This window comes from Pseudomonas hefeiensis (assembly GCF_030687835.1).
GTDB classification, from domain to species: domain Bacteria; phylum Pseudomonadota; class Gammaproteobacteria; order Pseudomonadales; family Pseudomonadaceae; genus Aquipseudomonas; species Aquipseudomonas hefeiensis.
The window spans coordinates 4,526,250-4,551,246 of record NZ_CP117449.1; the positions used below are offsets into that span (position 1 = coordinate 4,526,250).

The 24,997-nt window shown below is 51.6% G+C and carries 23 protein-coding genes and 2 pseudogenes; 11 read left to right on the plus strand and 14 right to left on the minus strand.

Translation table 11 applies throughout. From position 1 onward, the window contains the following. Positions 1–28 precede the first annotated feature (28 nt). Together eat and PSH57_RS20290 are read left to right on the plus strand one after the other, a co-directional pair. Positions 29–1,393 carry an ethanolamine permease gene (eat, locus tag PSH57_RS20285; protein ID WP_305385110.1) on the plus strand — a complete coding sequence of 455 codons (1,365 nt, stop codon included), beginning with the start codon at positions 29–31 and terminating at the stop codon, positions 1,391–1,393. 119 nt (positions 1,394–1,512) lie between these two features. Further along, positions 1,513–1,680, plus strand: coding sequence for a DUF2897 family protein (locus PSH57_RS20290; RefSeq protein ID WP_003183831.1), 168 nt, complete (start codon positions 1,513–1,515; stop codon positions 1,678–1,680). A 205-nt stretch (positions 1,681–1,885) separates the two neighbouring features. Here the strand turns inward: PSH57_RS20290 and PSH57_RS20295 are convergent, their stop codons facing one another. From PSH57_RS20295 to PSH57_RS20310, 4 genes and pseudogenes are all read right to left on the minus strand, one after another. After that, positions 1,886–2,737 (minus strand): urea carboxylase-associated family protein, encoded by an 852-nt coding sequence (locus PSH57_RS20295; RefSeq protein ID WP_305385111.1) that lies wholly within the window; start codon positions 2,735–2,737, stop codon positions 1,886–1,888. A gap of 15 nt (positions 2,738–2,752) precedes the next feature. Further along, positions 2,753–3,406, minus strand: coding sequence for a GntR family transcriptional regulator (locus PSH57_RS20300; protein ID WP_305385112.1), 654 nt, complete (start codon positions 3,404–3,406; stop codon positions 2,753–2,755). A 143-nt stretch (positions 3,407–3,549) separates the two neighbouring features. Beyond that, positions 3,550–3,885: a ComEA family DNA-binding protein gene (locus tag PSH57_RS20305; protein ID WP_305385114.1), complete on the minus strand. Its 336-nt coding sequence runs from the start codon at positions 3,883–3,885 to the stop codon at positions 3,550–3,552. A gap of 207 nt (positions 3,886–4,092) precedes the next feature. Next, positions 4,093–4,295: pseudogene (locus tag PSH57_RS20310) on the minus strand (IS66 family transposase); the annotation flags it as partial. A gap of 215 nt (positions 4,296–4,510) precedes the next feature. Between PSH57_RS20310 and istA the strand changes: the two are divergent. Further along, the gene (gene istA, locus PSH57_RS20315; protein WP_305385343.1) at positions 4,511–5,533 is read left to right on the plus strand and encodes an IS21 family transposase; all 1,023 of its coding nucleotides are present in this window, start codon (positions 4,511–4,513) and stop codon (positions 5,531–5,533) included. Then, complete coding sequence (istB, locus tag PSH57_RS20320) at positions 5,530–6,315, plus strand: IS21-like element helper ATPase IstB (protein ID WP_305444720.1); 786 nt, start codon at positions 5,530–5,532, stop codon at positions 6,313–6,315. Before istA ends, istB begins: the two co-directional genes overlap by 4 nt. A gap of 51 nt (positions 6,316–6,366) precedes the next feature. Here istB and PSH57_RS29375 read toward each other — a convergent pair whose 3' ends face one another. Continuing rightward, a complete protein-coding gene (locus tag PSH57_RS29375; RefSeq protein ID WP_422766047.1) occupies positions 6,367–6,468 on the minus strand; it encodes a transposase in 102 nt (33 codons plus the stop codon). 283 nt (positions 6,469–6,751) lie between these two features. Here PSH57_RS29375 and PSH57_RS20325 point away from each other — a divergent pair, with 283 nt between their 5' ends. Both PSH57_RS20325 and PSH57_RS20330 read left to right on the plus strand, forming a co-directional pair. Next, on the plus strand, positions 6,752–7,795 hold the full coding sequence (locus tag PSH57_RS20325) for an acyltransferase family protein (RefSeq protein ID WP_305444722.1): 1,044 nt from the start codon (positions 6,752–6,754) through the stop codon (positions 7,793–7,795). A gap of 122 nt (positions 7,796–7,917) precedes the next feature. After that, entirely contained in the window at positions 7,918–9,561 is a 1,644-nt protein-coding gene (locus PSH57_RS20330) for a D-glucuronyl C5-epimerase family protein (protein WP_305444723.1), read from the plus strand. 34 nt (positions 9,562–9,595) lie between these two features. On the opposite strand, the pseudogene PSH57_RS20335 reads toward PSH57_RS20330, so the two are convergent. Then, positions 9,596–10,778: pseudogene (locus tag PSH57_RS20335) on the minus strand (IS3 family transposase). Positions 10,779–11,028: 250 nt separating this feature from the next. After that, positions 11,029–12,371, minus strand: a protein-coding gene (locus tag PSH57_RS20340; protein WP_305385117.1) for an IS3 family transposase whose coding sequence is annotated in 2 segments (ribosomal slippage) — positions 11,029–11,930 and positions 11,930–12,371 — 1,344 coding nt in all. Because the reading frame shifts where the segments join, the coding sequence is not laid out codon by codon here. Positions 12,372–12,415: 44 nt separating this feature from the next. On the opposite strand from PSH57_RS20340, the gene tnpA reads away from it, so the two are divergent. The 5 genes from tnpA to PSH57_RS20365 all read left to right on the plus strand — a co-directional run bounded on the left by tnpA (position 12,416) and on the right by PSH57_RS20365 (position 15,879). Then, positions 12,416–12,817 (plus strand): IS66-like element accessory protein TnpA, encoded by a 402-nt coding sequence (tnpA, locus tag PSH57_RS20345; RefSeq protein WP_305385119.1) that lies wholly within the window; start codon positions 12,416–12,418, stop codon positions 12,815–12,817. Further along, positions 12,814–13,149, plus strand: a complete 336-nt coding sequence (gene tnpB, locus PSH57_RS20350) for an IS66 family insertion sequence element accessory protein TnpB (protein WP_305385121.1) — start codon at positions 12,814–12,816, stop codon at positions 13,147–13,149. The genes tnpA and tnpB overlap by 4 nt, the downstream gene beginning before the upstream one ends. Before the next feature lie 61 nt (positions 13,150–13,210). Beyond that, entirely contained in the window at positions 13,211–14,746 is a 1,536-nt protein-coding gene (gene tnpC, locus PSH57_RS20355; protein ID WP_305385122.1) for an IS66 family transposase, read from the plus strand. A gap of 170 nt (positions 14,747–14,916) precedes the next feature. Next, positions 14,917–15,318, plus strand: coding sequence for a GFA family protein (locus tag PSH57_RS20360; protein ID WP_092147704.1), 402 nt, complete (start codon positions 14,917–14,919; stop codon positions 15,316–15,318). A 123-nt stretch (positions 15,319–15,441) separates the two neighbouring features. Then, on the plus strand, positions 15,442–15,879 hold the full coding sequence (locus PSH57_RS20365) for a GNAT family N-acetyltransferase (RefSeq protein ID WP_305385124.1): 438 nt from the start codon (positions 15,442–15,444) through the stop codon (positions 15,877–15,879). A gap of 387 nt (positions 15,880–16,266) precedes the next feature. Here the strand turns inward: PSH57_RS20365 and PSH57_RS20370 are convergent, their stop codons facing one another. The 7 genes from PSH57_RS20370 to PSH57_RS20400 form a co-directional block, all read right to left on the minus strand. Continuing rightward, on the minus strand, positions 16,267–18,261 hold the full coding sequence (locus PSH57_RS20370; protein WP_305390435.1) for a polysaccharide biosynthesis protein: 1,995 nt from the start codon (positions 18,259–18,261) through the stop codon (positions 16,267–16,269). A 104-nt stretch (positions 18,262–18,365) separates the two neighbouring features. Beyond that, a complete protein-coding gene (locus tag PSH57_RS20375; protein WP_305385126.1) occupies positions 18,366–19,388 on the minus strand; it encodes an MraY family glycosyltransferase in 1,023 nt (340 codons plus the stop codon). Between the two features lie 12 nt (positions 19,389–19,400). Next, positions 19,401–20,387: an NAD-dependent epimerase/dehydratase family protein gene (locus PSH57_RS20380; RefSeq protein WP_305385128.1), complete on the minus strand. Its 987-nt coding sequence runs from the start codon at positions 20,385–20,387 to the stop codon at positions 19,401–19,403. Next, positions 20,374–21,621, minus strand: coding sequence for a glycosyltransferase family 4 protein (locus PSH57_RS20385; protein WP_340368591.1), 1,248 nt, complete (start codon positions 21,619–21,621; stop codon positions 20,374–20,376). The genes PSH57_RS20380 and PSH57_RS20385 overlap by 14 nt, the downstream gene beginning before the upstream one ends. A gap of 28 nt (positions 21,622–21,649) precedes the next feature. After that, positions 21,650–22,714, minus strand: coding sequence for a non-hydrolyzing UDP-N-acetylglucosamine 2-epimerase (gene wecB / locus PSH57_RS20390; RefSeq protein WP_305385132.1), 1,065 nt, complete (start codon positions 22,712–22,714; stop codon positions 21,650–21,652). Beyond that, positions 22,711–23,832, minus strand: coding sequence for a glycosyltransferase family 4 protein (locus PSH57_RS20395; protein WP_305385134.1), 1,122 nt, complete (start codon positions 23,830–23,832; stop codon positions 22,711–22,713). Before PSH57_RS20395 ends, wecB begins: the two co-directional genes overlap by 4 nt. Before the next feature lie 21 nt (positions 23,833–23,853). Beyond that, complete coding sequence (locus PSH57_RS20400; RefSeq protein ID WP_422766048.1) at positions 23,854–24,960, minus strand: N-acetyl sugar amidotransferase; 1,107 nt, start codon at positions 24,958–24,960, stop codon at positions 23,854–23,856. Positions 24,961–24,997 lie beyond the last annotated feature (37 nt).

Consider the following 24,997-nt stretch of genomic DNA (forward strand, 5'->3'; position numbering starts at 1 on the left):
TTTGCTATCGATCGAGGGGGAGCCACCAATGAACACACAACTCAAACCCACTCTGGGCACCCTGCATCTATGGGGCATTGCCGTCGGGCTGGTGATCTCCGGCGAGTACTTCGGCTGGAGCTACGGCTGGGGCGTTGCCGGAACGCTGGGCTTTCTGGTGACATCATTCATGGTCGCGGCCATGTACACCTGCTTCATCTTCAGTTTCACCGAACTGACCACCGCCATTCCCCACGCAGGCGGGCCGTTCGCCTACAGCCGCCGGGCATTCGGCGAAAAAGGCGGGTTGATCGCCGGTCTGGCAACGCTGATCGAATTCGTCTTCGCACCACCGGCCATCGCCCTGGCCATCGGCGCCTACCTGAACGTGCAATTCCCGGCCCTGGACCCGAAACACGCGGCGGTCGGTGCCTATATCGTGTTCATGGGCCTGAACATCCTCGGGGTGAAACTGGCGGCAACCTTCGAACTGATCGTCTGTGTGCTGGCGGTGGCCGAACTGCTGGTGTTCATGGGTGTAGTCGCCCCGGCGTTCAGCTTCAGCAGCTTCGCCTTGAACGGCTGGGCCGGTTCCGATGTGTTCGGCGCGCCGGCCATTGCCGGGATGTTCGCCGCAATCCCCTTCGCCATCTGGTTTTTCCTGGCCATCGAAGGCGCGGCCATGGCCGCCGAAGAAGCCAAGGACCCGAAACGCACAATTCCCAAGGCCTACATCAGCGGCATCCTGACCCTGGTATTCCTGGCCATGGGCGTAATGTTCTTCGCCGGAGGTGTGGGCGACTGGCGCACCCTGTCCAACATCAACGACCCGCTGCCCCAAGCCATGAAAACCGTGGTCGGCGAAAGCTCCGGCTGGCTGCACATGCTCGTGTGGATCGGCCTATTCGGCCTGGTGGCAAGCTTCCACGGCATCATCCTCGGCTACTCGCGCCAGTTCTTCGCCCTCGCCCGCGCCGGCTACCTGCCCGCCTCACTCGCCAAACTGTCACGCTTCCGGACCCCGCACCGGGCCATCATCGCCGGCGGCCTGATCGGCATCGCGGCGATCTACAGCGACGGCCTGATCAACCTCGGCGGCATGACCCTCACCGCAGCGATGATCACCATGGCCGTATTCGGCGCCATCGTCATGTACATCATGAGCATGCTCAGCCTGTTCAAACTGCGTAAAACCGAACCCAACCTGGAACGCACCTTCCGCGCGCCGGGCTATCCGATCATCCCGGGTATCGCCCTGGTACTGGCAGTGGTGTGCCTGGTGGCGATGGCCTGGTTCAACGCGCTGATCGGGCTGATCTTCCTCGGTTTCATGGCGGTAGGCTTCCTGTACTTCATGCTAACGGCGCAACTGCGCGCCGATGCCCCGGCCGATGCGATGCTCACCGGGCTTTGAGGTGAACCCGGCAGAACGGGCGTAGTATGGAACCACTGCGAACAACCTTCGCTCATAAGTGGTAGGTGCGATGGACAGGCGAAATCTTCGTCATCCATCGCCCCCTCAAGGAGAACCCTATGCCCTGGTACGCCTGGTTAATTCTGATTGTCGCAATCGGCTCGATCGTGGGTGGCTTGATGATGCTGCGCGACACCGCCAACAAGGTCGAACTGACGGATGAACAGCGCAAGCGTGTTGCCGAGCGCAATGCCGAGATGGATGCGAAGGAGGCCAAGGATCGTTGATTGCTGACTTGCCCAACACTTTGGTGGTGAGTTTGTGGCGAGGGGATTTATCCCCGCTGGGCCGCGTAGCGGCCCCTTCAAAACACCATTTCCCTGACACGCGGGATTGGGTGAATTGGGGCTGCTGCGCAGCCCAGCGGGGCGGTGCGACGTTTCGCTAAATCCCCTCGCCACAACGGCCTGCACATAGACGGCCAGCGCCGCGCTACTTCTCCCAATCCGCCTTGGCAATCTGCAAGCCATGCAACCCCTTGTACGCCGCCCGCTCAGGCTGGCTCCAGCCTTCCAGCAATGAATCCTCCAACCGATAAATCTCCACCCCCAACGGACGACAGACACTGAGGGGATCCTGCGCATCCGGCCCCCACATCGCCAGCGACAAATCGCCGCCGGGGCAAGTGGACAAGGCACACAGCAAATCGATCTCGGCAAAAAACTCCAAATAATCGCCCTTCTTCGCCGGACAGGCCTTCATGAAGTACATGTCGTCATGATTGAGCCCAGTACATTGGAAAATATTCAGCACATCGTGCACATCGAACTCGGTCAGGCCATGGGGTAATACCGCACGGGTCAGGTTCGAGTGGCAGTGATGGTGAAAATCCTCGCCGGTCAGCATCCTGTTCACGTACGGATCACAGCGCGTGCCCAGCAGATCGTGCAACCGTCCACCATGCTCGTCGATACCATAATCAGCCAGACTGTCATCGGTAATGGTCACCAACGGCCGCAAAAACGGCAGGTTCGACCACAACCGGTCATGAGTGCTGACGTGGGCGCCCTGGAGCTGACGCGTACGCGCCGCCCACAGGCGCTCCCGCGGATCGTGGGCATTCCAGACGTTGAAGTCCCCTACCTGCGGGCCTACCGGAGTTGTAACGCGAAACACATGACCGGCGGGTACGTTCCAAGCGCGACCGGTGCGGATGGGGACCTCGAACTGTTCGATCAGGGTGCGCTTGTCCTGCTGGGTGCGGATGCGGTCGTAGAAGGGTTTGTCCACCTGCAGGGCTGAGCCTTTGCTGACTTGGTAGGCTGCTGGGTAGTTTTTGTGCATGGGGTGGGTCCTTGATCAGGGGTGATGGGTGGGAGTCAGCAGCTGCAAAAGCAGTTGCTCGGAATCGTCAAGGTAACGACTTATCGCTTCGTGGGCCGCAAGCTTGTCGCCTTCAGCCAGCGAATCATGGATGTGCCGGTCACGGGCCAGCAACGGTGCCTGGAAACGCGCCTCATTGGGTGCGGAGCTAAACACCAGGCGCAGCTGTGCGACCACATTAGTGAAGAACTCATCCAGCAACGGACTGCGCATCAAACCAACGATGTGCTGATGGAACGCCAGGCCATGGGTACCGACCGAACGCCAATCCTCACGCTCCCGAGCCAAATCCGCCGCCTCGAGGGCTTCGAGCATCCGGTCGGATTGATACTCACGTAATGGTTGGCTGCCCAGGATGGCTTGAAGCTCCAAGGCGCGACGGACCTTGAACAGATCTCGCACGTCATCGACACCTAACCTGCGGACCATTACTCCTTTGTTACGTAGGTAACGGGTCAGGCCTTCCTGGCCCAGGCGATGTAACGCTTCGCGAATGGTGTTGCGCGAAGCGTTGTAGGCAGAGACCAGGTTGTTCTCTATTAGCGCCATGCCTGGGAACAGGCGACCACCGATGATGTCGGCGCGTAGCTCCAGGGTGATCTGGTCGGCGAGGGAGAGTGTTTTGGTCATGGGAGGGAGGCCTTTGATTGTTGAACAATCGGTTGGCTGTAGGTAATCATTATTTGTGCCAACGACGGAGAAGACTCCGGAATTTGCATGCACCAGATGGCAAAAATGCCGGTCGATTCGACCGGCCTCCTTCAATCACATACTCAATTCACTTCCAGCTTTTCACGGTTCCTGTCGAGAATCGCCTTGCCGATCCCCTTGACCTCCAGCAGCTCCTCCACCGAAGAGAACGGCCCATTATCCTCACGATACGCAACAATCGCCTCGGCCTTGCCTTTGCCTATTCCCGATAGCTCGCGCTGCAACGTCGTGGCATCCGCCCCGTTCAAATCGACCTTCGCGCCCTGGGTTTTGGCTGGCTGCCCCACTGCTTGCGGCGCAGCGACCGACTCATGCTTGGCCGCTGGGGCGGCGATAGCAGCAATCGAGGCGCTGGTCAGAAGGGCAAAAATCAAAGAGTAGAAGTAGCCTGTACGCATAAATGACGCTCCATGAAATCGTTAAGAGAGAAGCAGCTTTTCCGAAGCTGCTTCTCAAACTTAGGTGATGGAGGTGGGTTGTCAAAGCTCTGAATGTTACAGAACGCGTAATAGAAAGCAGGAATTCATCGTGAGTCCACATAAAGCGGCGCTTCGAGGTCTTCAATCGAAGCAGCCTACGGCAAGCGCTATAGTACGTCACGCAGTAAAAAACAGCCGTAATGTACCGCTCCAGCCGCCTCCGGTTAGTGGCCAAATCACGCGCGGCCTCGCCCAAGGCACATTGTGATGTGACCTGCGGATAAGTTTTCTCCAGCCAATTCTTCAGATGCAAACAGAGGCCAGCTCTTTTCTTGACGCCCGACCGCACGCCAATCGTCCAAGACGTCTTTGCGTTCACCCTCGATGCCTTACAGCATGTTAACCATGATTAGTTAGTCGATATCCGCACGGCCCGTCTTGGATGTGACGACGCTTGAACATCAGGTCAAACGTTCCATGTTTGCGCCAGTCACAAAAATGTTGATTAACCCTAGACCATGTGTCAGTACCGATGCAAAACTGACCCACCCTACCGGTTGAAAACTGACCCACTTGGGCAAAATGCAGCTTTTGCGAGCTGCCCATGCTGTCCAAGGAGCAACACGTGGAAATCAGTGTTCTTGTTCGTCAGGGTTTGTCTATTCGAGCTATCGCTCGGCAGATGGGCTGCTCACGCAATACCATTCGACGCCACCTCAAATTACAAGCCCAGCGCCAACCCGTCGTCTACGGCCCGCGCGCGGAGCGCGTGGGCAAGCTTGCGCCTTTCGAGGCCTTCCTGCGTCAGCGCGTAGATACCGCTCGGCCACACTGGATCCCTGCGATTGTTCTGCTCAGAGAGATCCGAGAACAGGGCTATACGGGCGGTTACTCCATCCTCACCAGCTTTCTGCTGACCTTGAAATCCAAGGCCAACGAGCCCGTTGTGCGCTTTGAAACAGAGCCTGGCGAACAGATGCAGGCGGATTTCACGATCATTCGACGTGGCCGCGATCCGCTGTTGGCATTTGTCGCAACGCTGGGTTGGAGTCGCGCCACTTACGTTGTTTTCTCGCGACGGGAAGACTCCGCAGCCTGGTGCGCTGGCATTGAAAAAGCCCTGCATTTCTTCGGCGGCACGCCACGCAAAGTGTTGTTCGACAACGCCAAGACCATCATCCAAGAGCGCGATGTCTATGGCCCCGGCGAGCACCGTTGGAACCCGGCTCTGTTGAGCTTGGCAGAACGCTATGGCTTTACGCCAAAGGTCTGCCGGCCCTATCGAGCGCAAACCAAGGGCAAGGTTGAGCGCTTCAACCACTACCTGAAAAACAGTTTCGTCGTGCCGCTGGCAGCGACACTTAATCAGGTCGGTTTGGTGCTGGATGTCGAAGTCGCGAACAGCAAAATCGGCCCTTGGCTGATCGATATCGCCAATGCCCGAACTCACGCTACGACCGGTGAAATCCCTCAGTATCGCCTGGATAAAGAGGTGCACTATTTGCTGCCGCTGCCAGCGCTTCAAGACGTTCCGAGCGCTCTGATACAAGCCATTCAGCCCATACCGGTGGAGAGCCTGCAACATCCACTGTCGGTCTACCAAGCCCTGCTTGAGGTGCGAGCATGAGTCTTCAACACCTGCGCATTGAAGCGCTCTGCCAACAGTTCAAACTCGATACCTTCGCCACGGACTGGCCCGCTCTGGCGCAGCGAGCAGCCGAAAAAGAAACGAGTTACGCCGACTTCCTGGAACAACTTCTGTTGGGTGAAGATCGCGCCAGAAACGAACGGCGACGACAGACACTGCTGCACTTGTCCGGGCTGCCGGCTGTAAAAACCGTTGAGCAATACGACTTCAAATTCGCCAGCGGAGCGCCGCAAAGTCAGATCCTTGAACTGGCCGGACTGGCCTTTATCGAGCGTAAGGAAAACGTGGTGCTGGGGCCGTCCGGCGTTGGCAAAACGCACTTGGCCAGCGCGCTAGCTCACCGGGCGATCATGGCGGGCATCTCGACAAAGTTCATCACCGCCGCCGATCTGACATTGCAACTGGTCGCCGCACATCACCAGGGGCGCTTGGCTCAGTATTTCAGTCGAGTGGTGCAGCGCTCGAAATTGCTGGTGATCGATGAAATAGGCTACCTGCCTTTTGGCCGTGACGAAGCAAATCTGTTCTTCAACGTCATCGCCAAACGCTACGAACATGGCAGCATCGTGCTGACCAGCAATTTGCCGTTTAGCCAGTGGGCAACGACCTTTGCGGATGACTCGACACTGACCGCCGCGCTATTGGATCGGCTTCTGCATCATGCGCATATCGTTCAGGTCAGCGGGCAAAGTTACCGGTTGAAGGACAAGTTGAAATCTGGCCAGGTGGTACCGCGAGAGACGGCTTCGCCGAAGCTATAAACAGACTTTAAATACCGCCGGGGTGGGTCAGTTTTACTTCGGTAGGGTGGGTCAGTTTTCAACCGGTGTTGACAACCATGGGCCGAAGCGCTCGGGCATGTCGCGCCAGGCAGCGCTAAAAAAAGCACCCCACAGGATGCCATCGAGTACCAATCGCTCCTCTGTTCTTGGGCGCCCGCTAAGGCGAGGCTCATCGAAGATACCCGTACCAAATCAAAAACTGCATCGGGGAGTTCGTACCGTCTGGCCATCTGGGGTCTTGCCTTTGATGCGTACTTTACTGAATCTGGACGTGCGTGCATTGCAAATAGTTTCGGCTGATTGCGTACAGAACCTAACAAATAGCGGAACTCGGAGCGCATCGGGCAATAGTTTTGGACAGCATTTGCCCCAAATCAGGTAGAATCTCCGCGCTTTCAAAACCTTGGGGTGATCAATGCTTGGTAAAATCAAAGGACTTGACGGGCTTCGAGCCATCTCTGTCCTATTAGTAATCATGTCCCATGCCGAGGCATGGCAGGCGCTTGGAATTACAAGCAGTGCACTACGTTCCGCTCTAAGTGCACAGACAGGGGTTAGTGTATTTTTTGTTTTATCAGGATTTTTAATTACCTACCTTCTCATAAAAGAGAAAGAAGCAACTGGCAAAATAGATATTATCGCGTTTATAAAACGCCGAGCACTACGGATTTTTCCTCTCTACTATTTGGCGATTCTCTTCCTTGCGTATATAGACTACACAGGAAAGGCCAGAATTCCAACTTGCTCTTTTGCTTACGCACTCACATACACAATAAATTTCTATCCAAAAGAATGCGCCTACTCAGCAATGTCACACTTCTGGTCTTTATCTGTTGAAGAACATTTTTATCTGTTCTGGCCATTGATTTTTTGCTTGGGGAAACGAATTGCGGCATTAGTGGCACTGGCCATTGCAACAAGCTGCGTAATTTTTGGAACATCCCTGTATCCAGACAGCACATTGTATTATATGAACAGATGGACCTTCCCCGCTATGCTGCCAATTTTAGCTGGATGCCTATTAGCTTTTATCTGCAACACCGAAACAATTAAGACAACCATGACTAAAAAGCCCACATCGAACATATTGCTTATAGCTATACTTTCTGGCGCTGCTGCACCAGCATTCATCAATTCCGACGTAATCTGGCTAACATCCATCTGCGCTTTAGTTCTGTATGTATTCTACAATCAGAATTCAACATTAGTTAAATTATTGGAGTTTAAGCCACTGGCCAGCCTTGGCATTATTAGTTATGGGCTATATGTGTGGCAAGGTGTTTTCACTGGCAACGGCCCATATAGATCCGGAGCGCCATTTCCACCGAGTGTTGACGTCGGTGTCTGGCTGACATTTATAGTCGCACCATTAAGTTACGTATTTTTCGAAAAACCAATAATGAAGCTCAAGAAAAAATACTCGTGGCGATCAGCAACTCAACCACTTAGCGCACATTGACACTTTAGCCAACAGGGCCTCAAAATTATCTTTACGGACCAGCTTGCCAAATATTTTCGGTCTGAATTCGGCTTGTGGGATACCATGCTCGCCGCTAAAAAAAATGGATGGAATACCTAACTATGAAAACGCCTGTTTTTTTGATCACCCTCCTAGCACTTTCAAGCCCGTTACATGCTTCAGAGAACGTGCAGAAAAGGTTGGCGGCTGGCTCGGACGTTGAACTAGCCCCTTTTCAATGGTCATGGATGGATCCTGTTACATTCAACGAGGAAGGCCTTCAGAAAACTGCTTCCAAGAAAGATCCTCTGCGCCCCTTCTTCCTAGCGTTCCGATTGTTGACGATTTACGAAAAAACCGGCGATCCAGATGCATTGAAAAGCGCAAAGAGAGCCCTGAACTTCATGCTTGACGAATATCAGCCAGCAACTCGTGAAAGCGAAGGCACGCGTTGGTTTTATGGCTTCGACTACGACCGAGGCATCAAAGCCCCTTGGTGGTCTGGCATGGATGGGTTCTTCGGTCCGATGACATTGTTCGCCGGTTGGCAGGCTACGGGTGACGAACGCTATCGCGATGCTGCACTCAAGAGTGCGAAACTGATGCTTCGCCCGCCAACTGAAGGCGGCGTTCTATGGCGCGACGGTGAGAACTGCTGGATTTCCGAATATTCATGGAAGGGAATAACTCGTGACAAGGAATACCATGTATTAAATGGCCATCTTTGGGGGCTTCAAGCATTGTTCATGCTGGCCGACGCCTCTGGCGATAAAGATCTGAAAGAGGCATACAAATGCGCAAGACAAGGTACTATCAACCGACTTCCTGAGTATTACAACGCTACAGGCAGCTGGACGTGGTATCAACTAGTACCGCGTGTTATCAATCCTACGCACTACAACATCATTGAAACGGCTCAATTCAGAGCAATGACAGCACTAACGGGTGACGCTGTCTACAAAGAGCCAGAACAACGCCGCATTGCCATTTTCAAAAATGCCTATCCACTTTACTTGGTAAAAACAACAAAAGGCCTGCAAGTTCAATTCTCAATGATGGGCGCTCCGAATGCATATTGGACGGATACCTATCCCGTAACGGTGTCCTGCAAGGTTGGAAACCAAACGGTGTCTCAAACCAATCGAGATGTCTATAGTAAAAAGCCACTTCCAGAACGTATGGTTCTTCGTTTGCCAGTAAAAACTACCCCTGACCATTGTGCTGTCTCCATCCACAGCAACGTGGAAGTCAGCATGTATAAGCAAGATAAATTCAAGATTATAAAAAATCCAAATGAAGATAAAATCGACTTGATTCCCGTTGTCACAATGCAGGGCATGCTTACGCCAGATCAAAAAATCAGTATCACCCCAGCGAAGGGGGAAGCTGCAACTACTGGAGAGGCAAGGATTACAATGGATATAAATCGTGACGTGTCTGCGTCTGAAAAGATAGCCCTCGTCATCCATTCAACTGAAGACTCACAACTTGGTATTGTTCTTGATGGCGCGAATGGGAAACGCGCATCAAGCTATTATCCGATTTTAAAAGCTGGCAAAGACAACATTGTTGTACTTAACAAGCTTGGCTTTGACAAAGGCGCAGAGCTTGAAGAACGCATTTCAAAAATAATGCTGCGCATCTACACCAAACCCAACAGCAAGGACTTTGAGATCAAAATAAAAGAAGCTTCAGTGATCCGAAACACAGCTAATCTGGAGTTATTTCTTAAGCGCAATGAAGCGGCATATTTTCCTCAACAGTGAAACTGTCTAGTCCTGAAATAGGTTTACACCTATTTCACCCCAACGCCCGATGCATCGCATCGGGCGTTTTGTATTTCAGAGACAGGTGTGGACGCTCGCGGTTGTAGATCGATACCGACTCACTGACCATCTTCTTCGCCTGCGTTAAATCCTGTGGCCGCTGGAGCAAAAGCTCTGTCTTCAATATCCCGTTGACCCGCTCTGCCAAGGCGTTTTGGTAGCAGTCATAGCCATCAGTCATCGAGCACCTGATGCCGTGCTTCGCATGCAACTCCTGATATATTCCCGAGCAATACTGCCTCTATCTGAGTGATGCACCAGCGGCTGCTCCGTTCGACGGTATTTCACCGCTCGGCGCAGCGCCTGCGCGACCGACTTGGTGTGTAGGCTTTCATGGACGTGATAGCCCACGATCTTTCGTGAAAAAGCATCCGTCACAAGGCTCAAGTAGGCCACACCTTCCTGAGTGGGCAGATAGGTGATGTCAGCCACCCAGACTTGTTCCGGGCCGCTGGGAATAACTTGATTAGGGCCGGGTTTGAGCAGGTTTGGATGACGCCGAAAGCGGTGATGGCTGTCGGTTGTCTTGTGATACGCCCGCTTGCGGGCTACCAATAAACGCCGTTCACGCAGAATCGAAAACAGGCGATCTCGACCCACTTGCAGCTCAAGCTGAGGTTGGCACTGCAGCAAGTAATGCAGCTTTCGGGCGCCCAAACGTGGTTGCCGCTGATGTTTTTGCTGAACGAAATCGGCAACTTTCTGATCCAGAGCGAGACGCGCCGCATCGGCGCGATTGCGTTTGTAGTAAGCCTGGCGGCTTATCCCCATGAACTGGCAAGCCCTGCTGATGCTCAGGTTTTGGATTCGTTTTTGGGCGAGGACTTGCCGGGACGCTTTTTTACGACAGAGAGACCGTAGTCATTTTTCAAGACATCCACGACCGCCTCGAAAAACTGCGCTTTCTGATTGGACAGCGCCAACTGCTCTTCAAGCTCTTTGATGCGTTGCTCTGGCGTTAATGGTCGGTTTTTGTCGGGCATAGACCCCATCCTCGGCGAGCCAATGTATGCGCCTGGGCTCCAATCCTGCCGACCGTGCTTGCGTAACCACGTCAGAACGGTCGTTTTGCCTTGAATCCCGTAGCGCTCCTGAGCCTCTTTATAACTCAGCTCGCCTTTTTCGACCTGATCGACGACCGACAATTTAAAGGTCAGCGTGTAGTCTCGCTGACTACGCCTTTTTACTTATTCCATTACGTCCTCCTGAAAAGCAGATCAGAAGGTGTAAACCTTATTCAGGACGGGACAAACACTTAAATAAAAGCAGCTAGCGTCGCAGGGCTGCTTTTTTTTTTTGCCAGCGCTGCATGTACGTAAGCGTCTGGGCAACACACCTTCCTAACCCCGACGCCAAAGGCGATGGTGTCCACCTAATTTGATCTGACCCCGAAATGTTGGACGCCTTCTATGCCCGCCGTGCTTGAGTCCTGTATTCCACAGGGCTCAGGCCACTTAGCTTCAGCCTGATTCGCGAATGATTGTAGTAGTGTATGTAGTCCTCTATACCTGCTTCAAGCTCATCGAGACTGTTGAATTTGTTCAGGTAAAAGAACTCGGATTTCAACGTGCCAAAAAAGCTTTCCATAGCCGCATTGTCATAGCAATTTCCTTTGCGGGACATGCTTGGTTTTACCGCACGCTCGTTCAGCACGCGGCGGTAGATAGGCATCCGGTACTGCCATCCCTGGTCGGAATGCAAGATTGGTTTATCGCGTGGCCGCAGCCTCTCAAAAGCTTGCCGTAGCATCGCACCAACCATGTCGAACAGCGGGCGCCTCGCGGTCTTGAAGGCGATTATTTCGCCGTTATAGAGGTCAAGGATCGGCGAGAGATAAAGCTTCTGCCCCCCGACCCGAAACTCCGTCACATCGGTTACCCATTTCTGGTTCGGTCGTTTGGCATCGAACTTCCGTTTCAGCAGGTTCGGCGCTACCTGACCCTCTTCGCCTCTGTAGGCCCGGTATTTTTTTATGCGCACACGGCTTTTCAACTGAAGCTCGCCCATGAGGCGCTGAACAGTCTTGTGGTTCACGAGGTGGCCAGCTCGCCGAACGGCAGCAGTGATACGGCGATAGCCATATCGGCCCTTGTGCTCGTCGAAAATTGAGCAAATTCTGGACTTCAGCTCCGCGTATTTATCAACGGATTGCTGCACCTTTTGTTGATAGTAAAAAGTGCTACGGGCCAGGCCAGCCAATTTCAGAAGGCCTTCCAGAGGGTGCTCCTGCCTCAGTTCAATCACGATTTGCGCTTTTTCCGCTGCGCTGCTCGTTCCTTCGCTTGAACCAAGGCATCGAGCTTTTTTAAATAAGCAATTTCCATCCGCAACTGGCTCAATTCGGCCAGCAAATCATCACGCGTACGAGCTTCATCGTCCGAAGATTCAAGCTGAATGGACGGGATGGGGTTTGTCATTTTTTTGTGAAGTCCGCTTCCTGGCTGCCGGGACAAGGCCTCCAAACCGCCTTCATCATACCTGCGCTCCCATTCGCCAATGATGTCGGATTTCCGGATATCAAACAGGGCAGCGACTTGGCGATAGGACAGCTCTTCCTCTCGCATGCGCCGCAATACATTCAGCTTGAACTCAGGGCTGTAGTTCTTCTTTCTCTTACTTTTGAGGCCTGCGGCACCAAGCGCCTGATATGCCGCAATCCACTTTCGAAGCGAAGAGGCATTGACCCCGTGACGATGCGCGACCTCTCTGTGACCTGCGCTCCCCGAACAGTAATCTTCAACAACCGACAATTACGCCTGCTCTGTGTACTTTTTCATGACACCCCTGGATGTTGATGTCCAACAATTCGGGGTCAGATCAATTTAAGTGGACACCATTTCTAGCCTTTTTAGCGGGTCTTTCCATGCAGCCACAACGCCGTTCCTATTCCAAATCCTTCAAGGCCCAGGTTGTCCAAGAGTGCGCCCAGCCCGGCGCTTCGATTGCTAGCGTCGCGCAGCACCACAACCTCAACGCGAACCTCGTCCATAAATGGATTCGAGTGCAAACGAACAAAGCCATGGCGCTGCAACCTGCTTTCATTCCGCTGCCCTTGCAGCTAGCCGGAGGGCATTCGCAAGCGGCGTCATCGAGCATCTGCGTTGAAATCCAGCACCCGCGTGGCACCGTCAAAGTGAACTGGCCGGCTGAAAGCGCTGCCGCCTGTGCCACCTTTCTGCGAGACCTGTTGCGATGATTCGCATCGACGCCATCTGGCTTGCCACTGAACCGATGGACATGCGTGCCGGTACCGAGACCGCGTTAGCCCGGGTCATTGCTGTGTTCGGTGCGGCGAAGCCGCACTGTGCTTATCTCTTTGCCAATCGCCGTGCCAATCGGATGAAAGTTCTGGTGCATGACGGCGTGGGTATCTGGCTTGCGGCGCGAAGGCTGAATCAGGGCAAGTTTCACTGGCCAGGTACTCGGTACGGCTCGGAAGTCGAACTCGACAGCGAGCAACTTCAGGCCTTGGTGTTAGGGGTGCCTTGGCAACGAGTTGGCGCGGGCGGCGCGATCACAGTGCTTTAGCACCTGCCATTAGCCCATCGGTTTATCGCCGCTGATCGCCTGCTCTGGCACAATCAGCGGCATGAATTCCTCGCCCAACCTCGACCAGATGACACCGGAACAGCTTCGCGCCTTAGCTGAACAAGCTATGCAGTTACTGTCCCAGGTCGACGCAATGGGCCAGAGGATCCAACGCCTTGAAACGGTCAACGAGCAACTTGCTCACGAGATCGCCATCCTTAAGCGACACAAGTTCGCCAAGCGCAGCGAGCAACTGAGCCCCGACCAAGGCAGTCTGCTCGACGATCTGCTCGATACCGATATCGCAGCTATCGAAGCCGAGCTGAAGGCAGCCAATCCGCCGGCCGCACCGGCCGAGCCACGTCAGAAGCCCAAGCGTGCACCACTGCCACCGCAGTTCCCACGTACAGTGATCCGTCACGAGCCAGAAAACACCCAGTGCGTCTGCGGCTGCCAACTTCAGCGCATTGGCGAAGACGTCAGCGAGAAGCTCGATTACACACCCGGCGTGTTCACCGTCGAGCAGCATGTGCGTGGAAAATGGGCCTGCCGCCAGTGCGAAACACTGATCCAGGCGCCTGTACCGGCCCAAGTGATCGACAAGGGCATCCCGACCGCAGGCCTGTTGGCCCATGTGATGGTGGCGAAGTTCGCCGACCATTTACCGCTGTACCGGCAGGAGAAGATCTTCGGTCGTGCCGGTCTGGCTATCCCGCGTTCGACACTGGCGCAGTGGGTGGGCCAAACTGGCGTGCAGCTTCAGCCCCTGGTCGATGCGCTGCGTGAACAAGTGTTGGCCCAGGGCGTGATCCACGCCGATGAGACTCCGGTTCAGATGCTTGCGCCAGGCGAGAAGAAAACTCACCGCGCTTACGTCTGGGCCTACTGCACCACGCCGTTTTCGGCTCTCAAAGCTGTGGTTTATGACTTCAGTCCCAGCCGTGCAGGCGAGCATGCGCGCAACTTCCTTGGGCAGTGGAACGGCAAGCTGGTATGCGACGATTTCGCTGGCTACAAAGCCGGTTTCGAGAAAGGCATCACCGAAATTGGCTGCATGGCCCACGCCCGCCGCAAGTTCTTCGATCTGCACGTGGCGAACAAAAGCCAACTGGCTGAACAAGTGCTGTGCTCGATTGGCGGCTTGTACGAAGTCGAACGTCAAGCTCGGGACATGAGCGATGAGGATCGCTGGCGAATACGCCAGGACAAGGCAGCTCCAATCATCAAAACGCTGCAGGACTGGATGCTGACCCAGCGCGATCTTGTGCCCAATGGCTCAGCAACGGCCAAGGCCCTGGATTACAGCCTTAAACGCTGGGCAGCGCTCACGCGCTACCTCGAAGATGGGGCCGTGCCCATCGACAACAATCAGGTGGAGAACCAGATCCGACCATGGGCGCTTGGACGCTCAAACTGGTTGTTTGCCGGCTCGCTTCGCAGTGGAAAACGGGCGGCGGCGATCATGAGTTTGATCCAGTCTGCGCGCATGAATGGGCATGATCCGTATGCCTACCTGAAGGACGTCCTCACTCGCCTTCCGACGCAGCGGTCGAGTGAAATTGGTCGATTGTTACCCGATCACTGGCGACAGACGTAGTGGCCAAAAGGTGTGTCACTACAGGTGGGGAATTGCACTCCTCTTGACCAAGCATTTGCGTTGCACTTGCCCATCTCTTCGCATCTTCAACGAAATCGGCCAATAGCGGTCGGTCGACTGATTGGACTGGGACGGTTACGCTGGCGCTTCTCACCTGCACGGAACAGCCTATGACACAGGTATACCAAGGAAGCTGCTTATGCGCTGCCGTCAGTTACGAGCTACTCGTCTCACCAAAAGCAGTGAGTCATTGTCATTGCAGCCAGTGTCGCAAAGGTCACGGGGCAGCATTCGCTTCGTACGGCAGCATTCCGCGTAGCGCGCTTCGAATACTTCGCGGTTCCACCAGCATCAAAACCTATGCTTCGTCAGAGACGGTATTACGCGAGTTCTGCATGGACTGCGGTTCGACTCTGTTCTGGTCACGATCTGAAGGTAAGTTTGCCGACTGGGTCTCGATAGCGTTGGGCACGCTTGATACGCCCTTCCTGCCTCAAAAGCAGAAGCATGTTCATGTCGACTCCGCAGTCCTCTGGTTCAAATCATCTAACCTATGCCCTCAGGTCGACTGACGGCTTTGGGTCGCTTTCTGCCGGTCTAAGTCACCAAGTGTGCTGGTTAAGTCCGATGCAAACGACAGGGCAAGTCGAATACAAATGGTGGGCAAGCCTGTGCAATACCCAGTTGAGAACAATATGAAAGTTCGAAAAGCCTTACTAACCGATGCAGAATCGGTGTCCAAACTCCTGGGCCAGTTAGGCTACCAAGCCTCGCCAAAGCTAATCCGAGATAAGCTTGAGGCGTTAGAATTTAGCGCTCGCGATACCGTGCTGCTGGCACAAGACGGTAAAAACATTATCGGTGTCATAAGTTTACACGTACTTGAACTGTTTCATCAGCCGGGTAGGCTCGGACGCATTACCTCCCTTGTCATTGATGATGACTTCCGAGGACAAGGAGTAGGGGCAATGCTAGTTTCCGCTGCTGACGCGTTTTTTACAGAGCAACTTTGCGTCCGGGCTGAGGTGACTAGCAGTGACCACCGAATACAGGCTCACACTTTTTATCAGCAGCAAGGTTACGCGGTCGACGAGCGTCGGTTTGTCAAACGGTATGATTCTTCAGGGGCATAGTAAGTTTAAATTCGGCGAGCACGTCACCTTGATCAAAATATAAAACTGGTGAGCAGCGTGTATTGCCCGAACGCTTACGCATGTACCCAAGTTTCCGCTCCACGAACTGCATCCATGGTCGCGGTAGGGACGGTAGTTACTTATCGCATCATGGCAGACGGGATTTGGAAATAAATTGAGAGCAAAGCTTCCCAGATCACTTGGTAGCTTTTAATGAATAGTTCATGCGGGCGGGGGGAGAAGTAACAATGAGTTCCCTGTTCTTGCTTGCCTTTATTTCGAAACCAGGCTTTATGAACATAAAACGGAGCAATTAGAATCTGTTACAACTTAATCAAACCCGAACCTAAATCAGGCCGGGCATGCACACTTAATTTAACTCCAATGTCAAGGCTCAAGACGACGTTGCTGGTAGATCCAGTCGACAATCTCCCCGTCAGGGGCGTACCCACTGACAGTGTCACGCAGCAACTGACGAACTCTCGCGTAGTCATCATGCTCGATGGCCGCCAGCAGTTCAGCCAACTTAGCCTTAAGCACATCCCACGGCAGATGATCCTCGTTGGCACTCATGATCATCGGATGGGGGGTTGCGACGACGTTATCGCCAATCAGCAACTCTTCGTAAAGTTTCTCGCCAGGGCGCAGGCCTGTGAATTCGATTGAGATATCACCGTGAGGATTCTTCTCCGAACGAACGCTCAAGCCGGACAAGTGAATCATTTTTTCCGCCAGCTCGACAATTTTCACCGGCTCGCCCATGTCCAAAACAAACACATCCCCACCCAGCCCCATAGAGCCCGCCTGAATGACAAGCTGAGCGGCCTCTGGGATAGTCATGAAGTAACGTGTGATCTTGGGATGGGTGACGGTTAGCGGTCCACCTGATTTGATCTGCTTATGGAACAGTGGGATAACCGAACCGGACGATCCCAATACATTGCCGAAACGGACCATCGTAAAACGGGTCTTATTGACGCGAGATACATTAGCCTTATCGCCGAACAGCACAGGCGCCAGTTCACGGCTAAGCGCTTGCAGGGTCAGCTCAGCAAGGCGCTTGGTGCTGCCCATCACATTGGTTGGACGCACAGCCTTGTCCGTCGAAATCAGTACAAAATTCGATACACCTGCCTGAAGCGCCGCCTGCGCAGTGTTCAGCGTCCCGACCACATTATTTAGAACGCCTTCAGCAATATTATGCTCCACCATCGGCACATGCTTATAAGCGGCGGCGTGATAGACCGTGTCGACATTCCATGTCTTCATCACGTCCAGCAATTTCTCCTGATCCCGCACCGACCCGAGGATAGGTAATAATCGAACCGACAGCGACTCACGAGCGATTCGAGGCTCAAGTTCGGACAAAATGCTATAGAGATTGAATTCGCTATGTTCGAATAACAGCAACGTAGTTGGCTTGAGCGCGAGGATCTGCCTGCAAAGTTCGGAGCCGATCGAACCTCCCGCCCCTGTCACTAAAACCGACTGCCCCGAGACACAATGCTCAAGCAAATCAGCCTGTGCAGGGACCGGATCACGCCCAAGGAGATCGGCGATATCGACTTCCTGGATGTCGTCGACCTTTACCCGACCACTGGCCAAGTCCATGAATCCGGGGACACTACGTACATGCAGCGGAAAACCTTCGAGCAGCGTCAATATCTCCCGACGGCGTCCTCGAGACGAGGACGGAACGGCAAGCAAAATCTCTTGCGCGCCGGTTGTATCGATCATTTTTTGAATGTGTTTAGGTTGATAGACCTGCAGCCCGGCAATGACTCTATCGGCGATGCTCCTGTCATCGTCGATGAACGCGACCGGCCGCATCACTCGCCCCATGCGCAATGCCGCAACAAGTTGGTTACCTGCGGCTCCGGCACCATAAATAGCGACCTTGGGCAGGCCATCATCACGACTGGTAAACGGTACATGTTGGGCTGCGGTAAACCAGTCCCCCAGAAAATACTGCCGCATCACCAGGCGCAACCCGCCAATCATAATCAGGCTCAGCCACCAGTAGTTAAAAATGATAGAGCGAGGCACTACGGTCTTATGATTGCTGTACCAATACACCACAAGAGCCAGCAGCAAGGCTGAAAGGCTGACAGCCTTGCAGATGGTAATCAGCGCATCGTTGCCGAAATAACGCATGACCGCGCGATACATGCCAAAGCGGATGAAAATCGGGATGGCAATCAGCGGAGCGGAGGCAAAGAGCCAAAGATGCGTTTCGATCGGACTGGCCAAAGCTTCGACGCCCAACCGTACGACGAACGCCAGCCATAAGGCCGCCCAAACCAAAACTACATCCGTAGCTACTTGGAGAGCACGCTTGTGGCGTCTTGGCAACCCCAGCAGAGCTACTCTTAATTTATCCATAAACCCTTCACGCACCTTGGCCTGCTCCAAAAGCTAATCCATCCCGACTGTACGGAGATCTAGTATTTAACAATCGACAATAAAAACTCGAATTGTAGTCTGAATCACGTCCTTTCGAGTTCACCGGCATGAAACCTGACCGCCAGCAGCACCAGCGGTACGTAAGCCACTATCAGAGCTAACGCCCCGTCAACATCCCATAACACAACACACGCTGCCAGAGGCAGAAGCCAAAATAGGTTTATAGCCATCACCACTAAGGTCACCGGCAGATGACTTCCGTAGTGGCGCGAAGCGAATTGATAAGCATGGCTGCGATGAGCCTCATACACCTTGTCACCTCGCAATAGACGCCGTATCAGCGTAACGGTGGCATCGACGATAAAAACGCCTAGAAGGATCAGCCACACCCAAAGCAGCTTAGGGGCAAACCACGCGGCCTGCAGCGAAAGCACTCCCAAAACGATCCCAAGAAAACCACTTCCTGCGTCCCCCATGAATATTCGAGCCGGAGGGAAATTCCAATACAAGAACCCCATTACTGACATCGCCAGCGTGAAGGGAACGATAATCAAGCTGTGGAAGCCCGCCAGCCAATACAACAGGCAAGCCCCAAGACAAGCACAAACAGCCTCCACGCTTGCAATACCGTCAATACCGTCCATGAAATTGTAAAGATTCAGCATCCAAATGAGATAAAAAACGGCGAGGATGTGCCCCAAAAATCCTAAATTAATATCCACATTGAATAAAACTAATGGCGGCATACCACCCAAAAAGTACAGCGCCCATATCGCGGCAAAAAAATGCCCCAACAACCGCCAACGTGCCGGGATATGACCATGATCATCAAGAAAGCCCAAGAGCGCGATGCCAGTGCCTGAACCAAGTAATACAAAAGTGAAAGGCCAACTAATCCAGCTATTGGTACCTAAAAACACTACAGTTAATAAGAAGCTTATGACAATCGCTACTCCACCACCACGTGGAGTAGGTACCGAATGCGAGCTACGCGCGTTGGGGATATCGATCAAGCTTCGCGATAACGCGTAACGACGTAAAATACCGGTAAACAGAAGTGAGACGACAAAAACGAAAAAATAAAATAATAGCCATGAATTTATCATTGATAACTCACATTAAGCCTTTGAATTTCTGTCGGCGTATAACCGACCGACTTCTTCTAACTCTGAACAGGTTTTCGCTGTCGGTCGCCATCCAAGGGTACGCTGGGCTTTGGAAGAATCAATCTGCAGAGAACCAAAAAGCTGGGTGTACATTCCCGTTTTCCCAACGATTGCAGCTCCAACTTCAAGAAGTCTGCTCGGTAGAAAGAAAAAGAAATTCTTTTTTCCCATGCCGCAAGCGAGAGATCTGACGATCTGTGTCGTAGAGACATCGTCGCCGTTAGATAGCAGGAAAAGTTCTCCGGCAGCCGATGGATGGTGAATCGCAAGCTCTATAAAAGAAACAACGTCTTGAACAGAGACGAGACTGCGCAAATTATTTATATTCGACAACGGCAACGGCAAATTGGAAGCAACAACTTTTAGCAATCGTCCAAAGTTACCAGGGGCGTCAACACCGAAAATTAACGGTGGCCGAACAATAACCAGCTCCATGCTGGTAGTAGCCGCTAACTCTATGAGGCGCTGTTCCGCTTCAAATTTCGAAACAGCATAATACGCTTCCGGATTGGGCTGAGAAGATTCATCAAAAGGTCTTTCCTCAGTTTTATTTCCATTGACACCAATGGAGCTGATAAAAATAAACCGCCGCACACCCGACAACGCTGCTTGCCTAGCTAAGCGCAATGTCAGTTCGGAATTAACTTGGCGGAAGGCATCCAATGGATCTACTTTTTTTTCACGAAGGACGTGTGCTCGACCAGCTAAATGTACAACACAGTCAACACCTGAGCAAAGATCCACCAATGAGCGCTCAGTAAGCAAATCACTCTCTATGTAAATGACGCCCAAAGTTTGACTAAATTCCTTAGTTCTGTTCCGCACCACCGCACGTACGTCGTAAGACTCAGTGCCCAATTTTCTACATAGCATGCTGCCGACGAAGCCGCCAGCACCAGTAATCAGGACCGTTGATCTGCGCGGATCAGGATTTGGCATGTGGACCCGCCTCTAGTGCCTTCGTGACAGTCAAAGAAAGCTTTTCATAGGCATAAAAAGACATAACGGCCTCATGGCCTCGACGCCCCATCAAAACCCTTTCAGCTTCGGAAGTCTCATAGAGTTTCGAAATAGTCCTTGCGATATCCTCTGCGTCTTCAGGGTCAGCGCTAAAACCACAACTATAATCCTCGACCGGGTCATTTCCGGCTTTACATGCAAAAATAATAGGCAAACCGGAGAGCATATAATCCCATAACTTATTCGGGCTTATCCCAAACCTAAATATCGGTTGTCCTTTTAAAGAAATATAGCCAGCCGTCGCAATACTCAGAGCAGACAGGACCACTTCTTTGGGCTGCTGTTCAAAAAACTCCACCGAATTCAAAGCATTCAACACAACGAAATTCTTCAGCTCTTCTTTTCGTTCTCCCTTCCCAATCAGGAGAATTTTTATTTTAAGTTTTTTTGCTTCAAGAATTTTAGCGGCACGAACAAGCCCCTCTAAGGCATTAGGCTCACCGTGCGCCCCTGCATAAACAAGAATAAAATAACCTTCTTCCTTATAGCGCCGTGCATCCCGTAGCAACTGCCCACCTTCCGGAGTCTTCAGGTTAACTTCCTCTATATCGACACCATTAGGCACCCAAAGAAATTTTTGCGGATCCAACCCCCTTTCCATCATATGTTTATCGGCACAAGGTAATAAACTGATGACCTTATCTGCTTGTTTATATGCAAATTTTTCAATCCAACCCGTTATCCGCACTAGTAGACTATCGGGTCGCAAACCACCAAGCTCCACTAAACTGAGCGGCCAAATATCTCTCACTTCAAAGACAAACTTGGCACGAAAAATTTTTGCTGCCAACCAAGCACTCGGCACACCGAAAGGGTGAGGCGAAGAGTATATAATAACGTCAGGCTTTCCTGTTCTGTAGGCCTGCAGAAAGCAGAACGGAAACAACAAACACGAAAAAACCAGCATCGAAAGAGTTCGTTTAAAACCGTTCTTTCGATATCTAGTCGTTGGTACATACACATACTTAGCACCGTCTCTCTCAAGGGGGGCATGCCGATATTCATCGGGCTCTAAAAGATGGTGATAAGCGGCTGAGATAACTAAAGACTGACAACCAGCTCTATTCCAATATTTGGAGAAATAGTATGGCCGCCAGTACCGTCCAACTCCCGGACCACCCGCGTATGGATGTATATACCAAATTTTCATCATAATCCTTTAAAAACACGTTAAATAATATTTAGCTCCTCAAAAGATGGTCAGCTATACGGACGGCAGCCTGTCCTCCCCCATACAACTGGTCACTGTCGTTAACAGCTCTGTTAAGGTTATTAGTCACAGCGTTAACTATCGATCGACTCTGGGCACCCACCAGCACGTTGGCGCCCAAGGTGACTAGCTCAACCCACTCGGTTTGATCACGGACTGTTACGCAGGCTTTGTTGAAGAAAAACGCTTCTTTTTGCACTCCACCGCTATCGGTTAACACCAAGCCAGCTCTTTGAAGAAGCCAAATCATCTCTAAATATCCGACTGGCTCAATGACATTGACATCTAGTTTCAACCCCGCGCTGGCAAGCGCACTACGTGTGCGGGGATGCAGCGGCATAACCACAGGAGCTATTGATTGATGTATTTCATTCAACGCATTGACGATCGCCCCCAATCGCTGGAGGTCGTCAGTATTTTCTGCTCGATGCAACGTAGCAAGAACAAAACCTTGGGCTTGATCGAGACCTTTTGGAGCGACCGCCCTTTTGGCGAAAAATAATGCGCTATCCTGCATTACGTCGCCAACGTTTAATATTTCTACAGGCTTTTGGGAGAACCCCTCGCGCTGCAAATTATCCACCGCTGTCTGGGTTGGACAAAAAAGAATATCACTCACCTGATCAGTAACAATCCGATTTATCTCTTCGGGCATCCGCATATTATAACTACGCAAACCTGCCTCGATATGCGCTACAGGAACATGTAACTTCGCTGCAACTAAAGCGCCAGCCAAGGTTGAATTTGTATCCCCATAAACCAATACGCGATCAGGCTTCTCTCTGAGCATAACTTGTTCGATTTCTATCATCATACGACCCGTCATTTCTCCGTGCGAACCGCCATGTATATCTAACTGGTGATCAGGCCTAGGTATCCCGAGTTGATCAAAAAAAATATCAGACATATTGGAATCAAAGTGCTGACCCGTATGTATGATGGTTTCCGTCAGACCCTTCTTTTGAGCGATGGCCATAGAGACAACGCTGGCTTTGATGAACTGCGGGCGAGCGCCAATTATAGTGAAAATTTTCATACCAGCCCCTTCGATTTCTTTAAATCAGAGTAGTAGTTAAGCAGCTTACGGCCTTCGACATCCCAGTTGTAATGTGCAAACACCGCCTTTTGACCATTTAAGCCCATTTGCTTGGCACGATCAGGGTTGCCCAGTAAGTAATCTATGCACTCAGCAATAGCTTTAGAATCTAAAGGATCAACGCAAATACCACAGTCGTTTCCTTCTATAATCTCGCGCCACAGAGGAAAATTTGATGCAATCACCGGAATGCCCGAGGACATATATTCAAACATTTTGTTTGGCTGTGCATCTACGTGATTTGGCAATGGATGAAAGGTTACTAAGCCTGCGATCGACCTTCCCAAAACCTCCCGAACCTCCGCACGCCCTAGCTGACCACATTGATTAACAAATGACCAACCTTCCAACTGCTTGCTCTCAGCCTCCAGACCAGGTTCCGAAAATCCACCAACCAAATTCAGACGAACATCACTCTTAACATACTTCAAGGCGGTCACGACCTCTCGGATTCCGCGAATGGAGGTGATGCCGCCGACATAACAGATTTCATTCTTCTTTTGGTCCCAAGGTACGTCTGCATCCAGTTCGCCAATCATGGGAAAGTTGTTGATATCCAGCGTATTGGGATTAATAGCAAAAAACTTGTCACGAATAAATGGCGTTGCAGTAAGAATCCCGTCTAATTTGGGACATGCGAAACGTTCAAAAAAAGAAAAAGCAACAGAAACCAAACGACGAATGGTCGGTGAAAGATAAGGTTTGCTCAGCAGTTGCTTAGGAACGTCTTCATGTGAGTCAAATATGACGACCTTACCTTGTTTCTTCAATTTCAATCCTATTGGCAACAACTCCGGATCATGCAGATGATAAATATCAGCATTTAGCTCCTTTGACCGCCGCAACACATTCCTTGTTGTGCGAAATATACGGTTGAGTCGGCCACGAAGCAGCCCGGCGTCTATAATTTTGACCCCGTCACTAATTTCATCACCTTTTCCATCTGCTACAACTAAAAATACATCATATCCATTTGCTGCCAACGTTCTGCATTCTTTTCTAAAAATGCGTATGTCGTATCTAGAGTGAACTGAAGTCACGTGTGCTACTTTCAACAAAACCTCCAAACCGTCAAATTATTAGGAATAAACGCTGACACGTCGCCCAAGAATTCTCTGCAGCAGCATCTGAGATTTTTTAGCGAGTGACTGCAATTTATCCCAATTCTTAAAATCTGAATAATCATGGATTGGCATATTCATCAACTCATCGAATTGTTGACGGTTGATTCGTACCTTTTTGCAGAAGTAGTCGATATCGACTTCGAGTTCTTGTGGATCATAAAGCGGCTCAGCAAGTTTAGACAAAGCCTCTTCACGAGACAGCTGTCCGGAAAGGATCATGCTTGAGTAATGCAGCTTGCGCTTATCATAACCAAATTTCGTAGGGAGATAATAATTCTGGAACAACTTGGTAAAAATAGACTCGCCATGCTTACGTGCATAGGATCGATACCCTACAGTTTCCTGAAGATATGCCTCAGCCTTCTTTTTATCGTAATCCATAAAATTCAATGGGCGCACCGTGCGCATACCCTTAACAAATGGGTACCAAAAATAGTAGTCAATAAAACTAATAGTCTTATAATCTCTAAGAGGCTTAGATCCGTATCGATGATGAATATCCCTCAGGTTAATAGCGTCCATCGCACTGCCATGCCAATTATCAGGAAAAACAGATTCCGTCGCTAAATTTCCGCCACTGAGGATATATTTAATATTATTCTTTACAGCAAAATGATACATACTTGAAAAGAAAGCATGATCTTGAGGTACATCCTGATTCGCAACCGCAGCCTTCATGTAAGAAAGCTGCAGATCCCGCATTTCTTCCCAATTCATAACATGAGTATGAAGATCATAACCGCAATACTTAATAATTTTCTCGATATTACTAACAGCCAGCTCACTATTCCAACCTGCATCTACATGGACAACTAATGGGCGCAACCCTAAATCTTTAATCTTTACCGCCAAGTAAGAACTATCTACCCCCCCACTCAACCCGATGATGCAATCGTAATCTTTACCTAATCCGTCTTCTTTTATTTTTTTCACAAGGTTCTGCAAGCGAACCTCGCCTTCATTCCCGGTGAATAACTGATGAGACTGTACATCGTCAAATTTATGACAGTGGCTGCAGACGCCATTTTCATCAAACTTAATATTGGTATCAGTTTCATCCATTACACAACGAGCACATACTCTATACACAACTATCCCT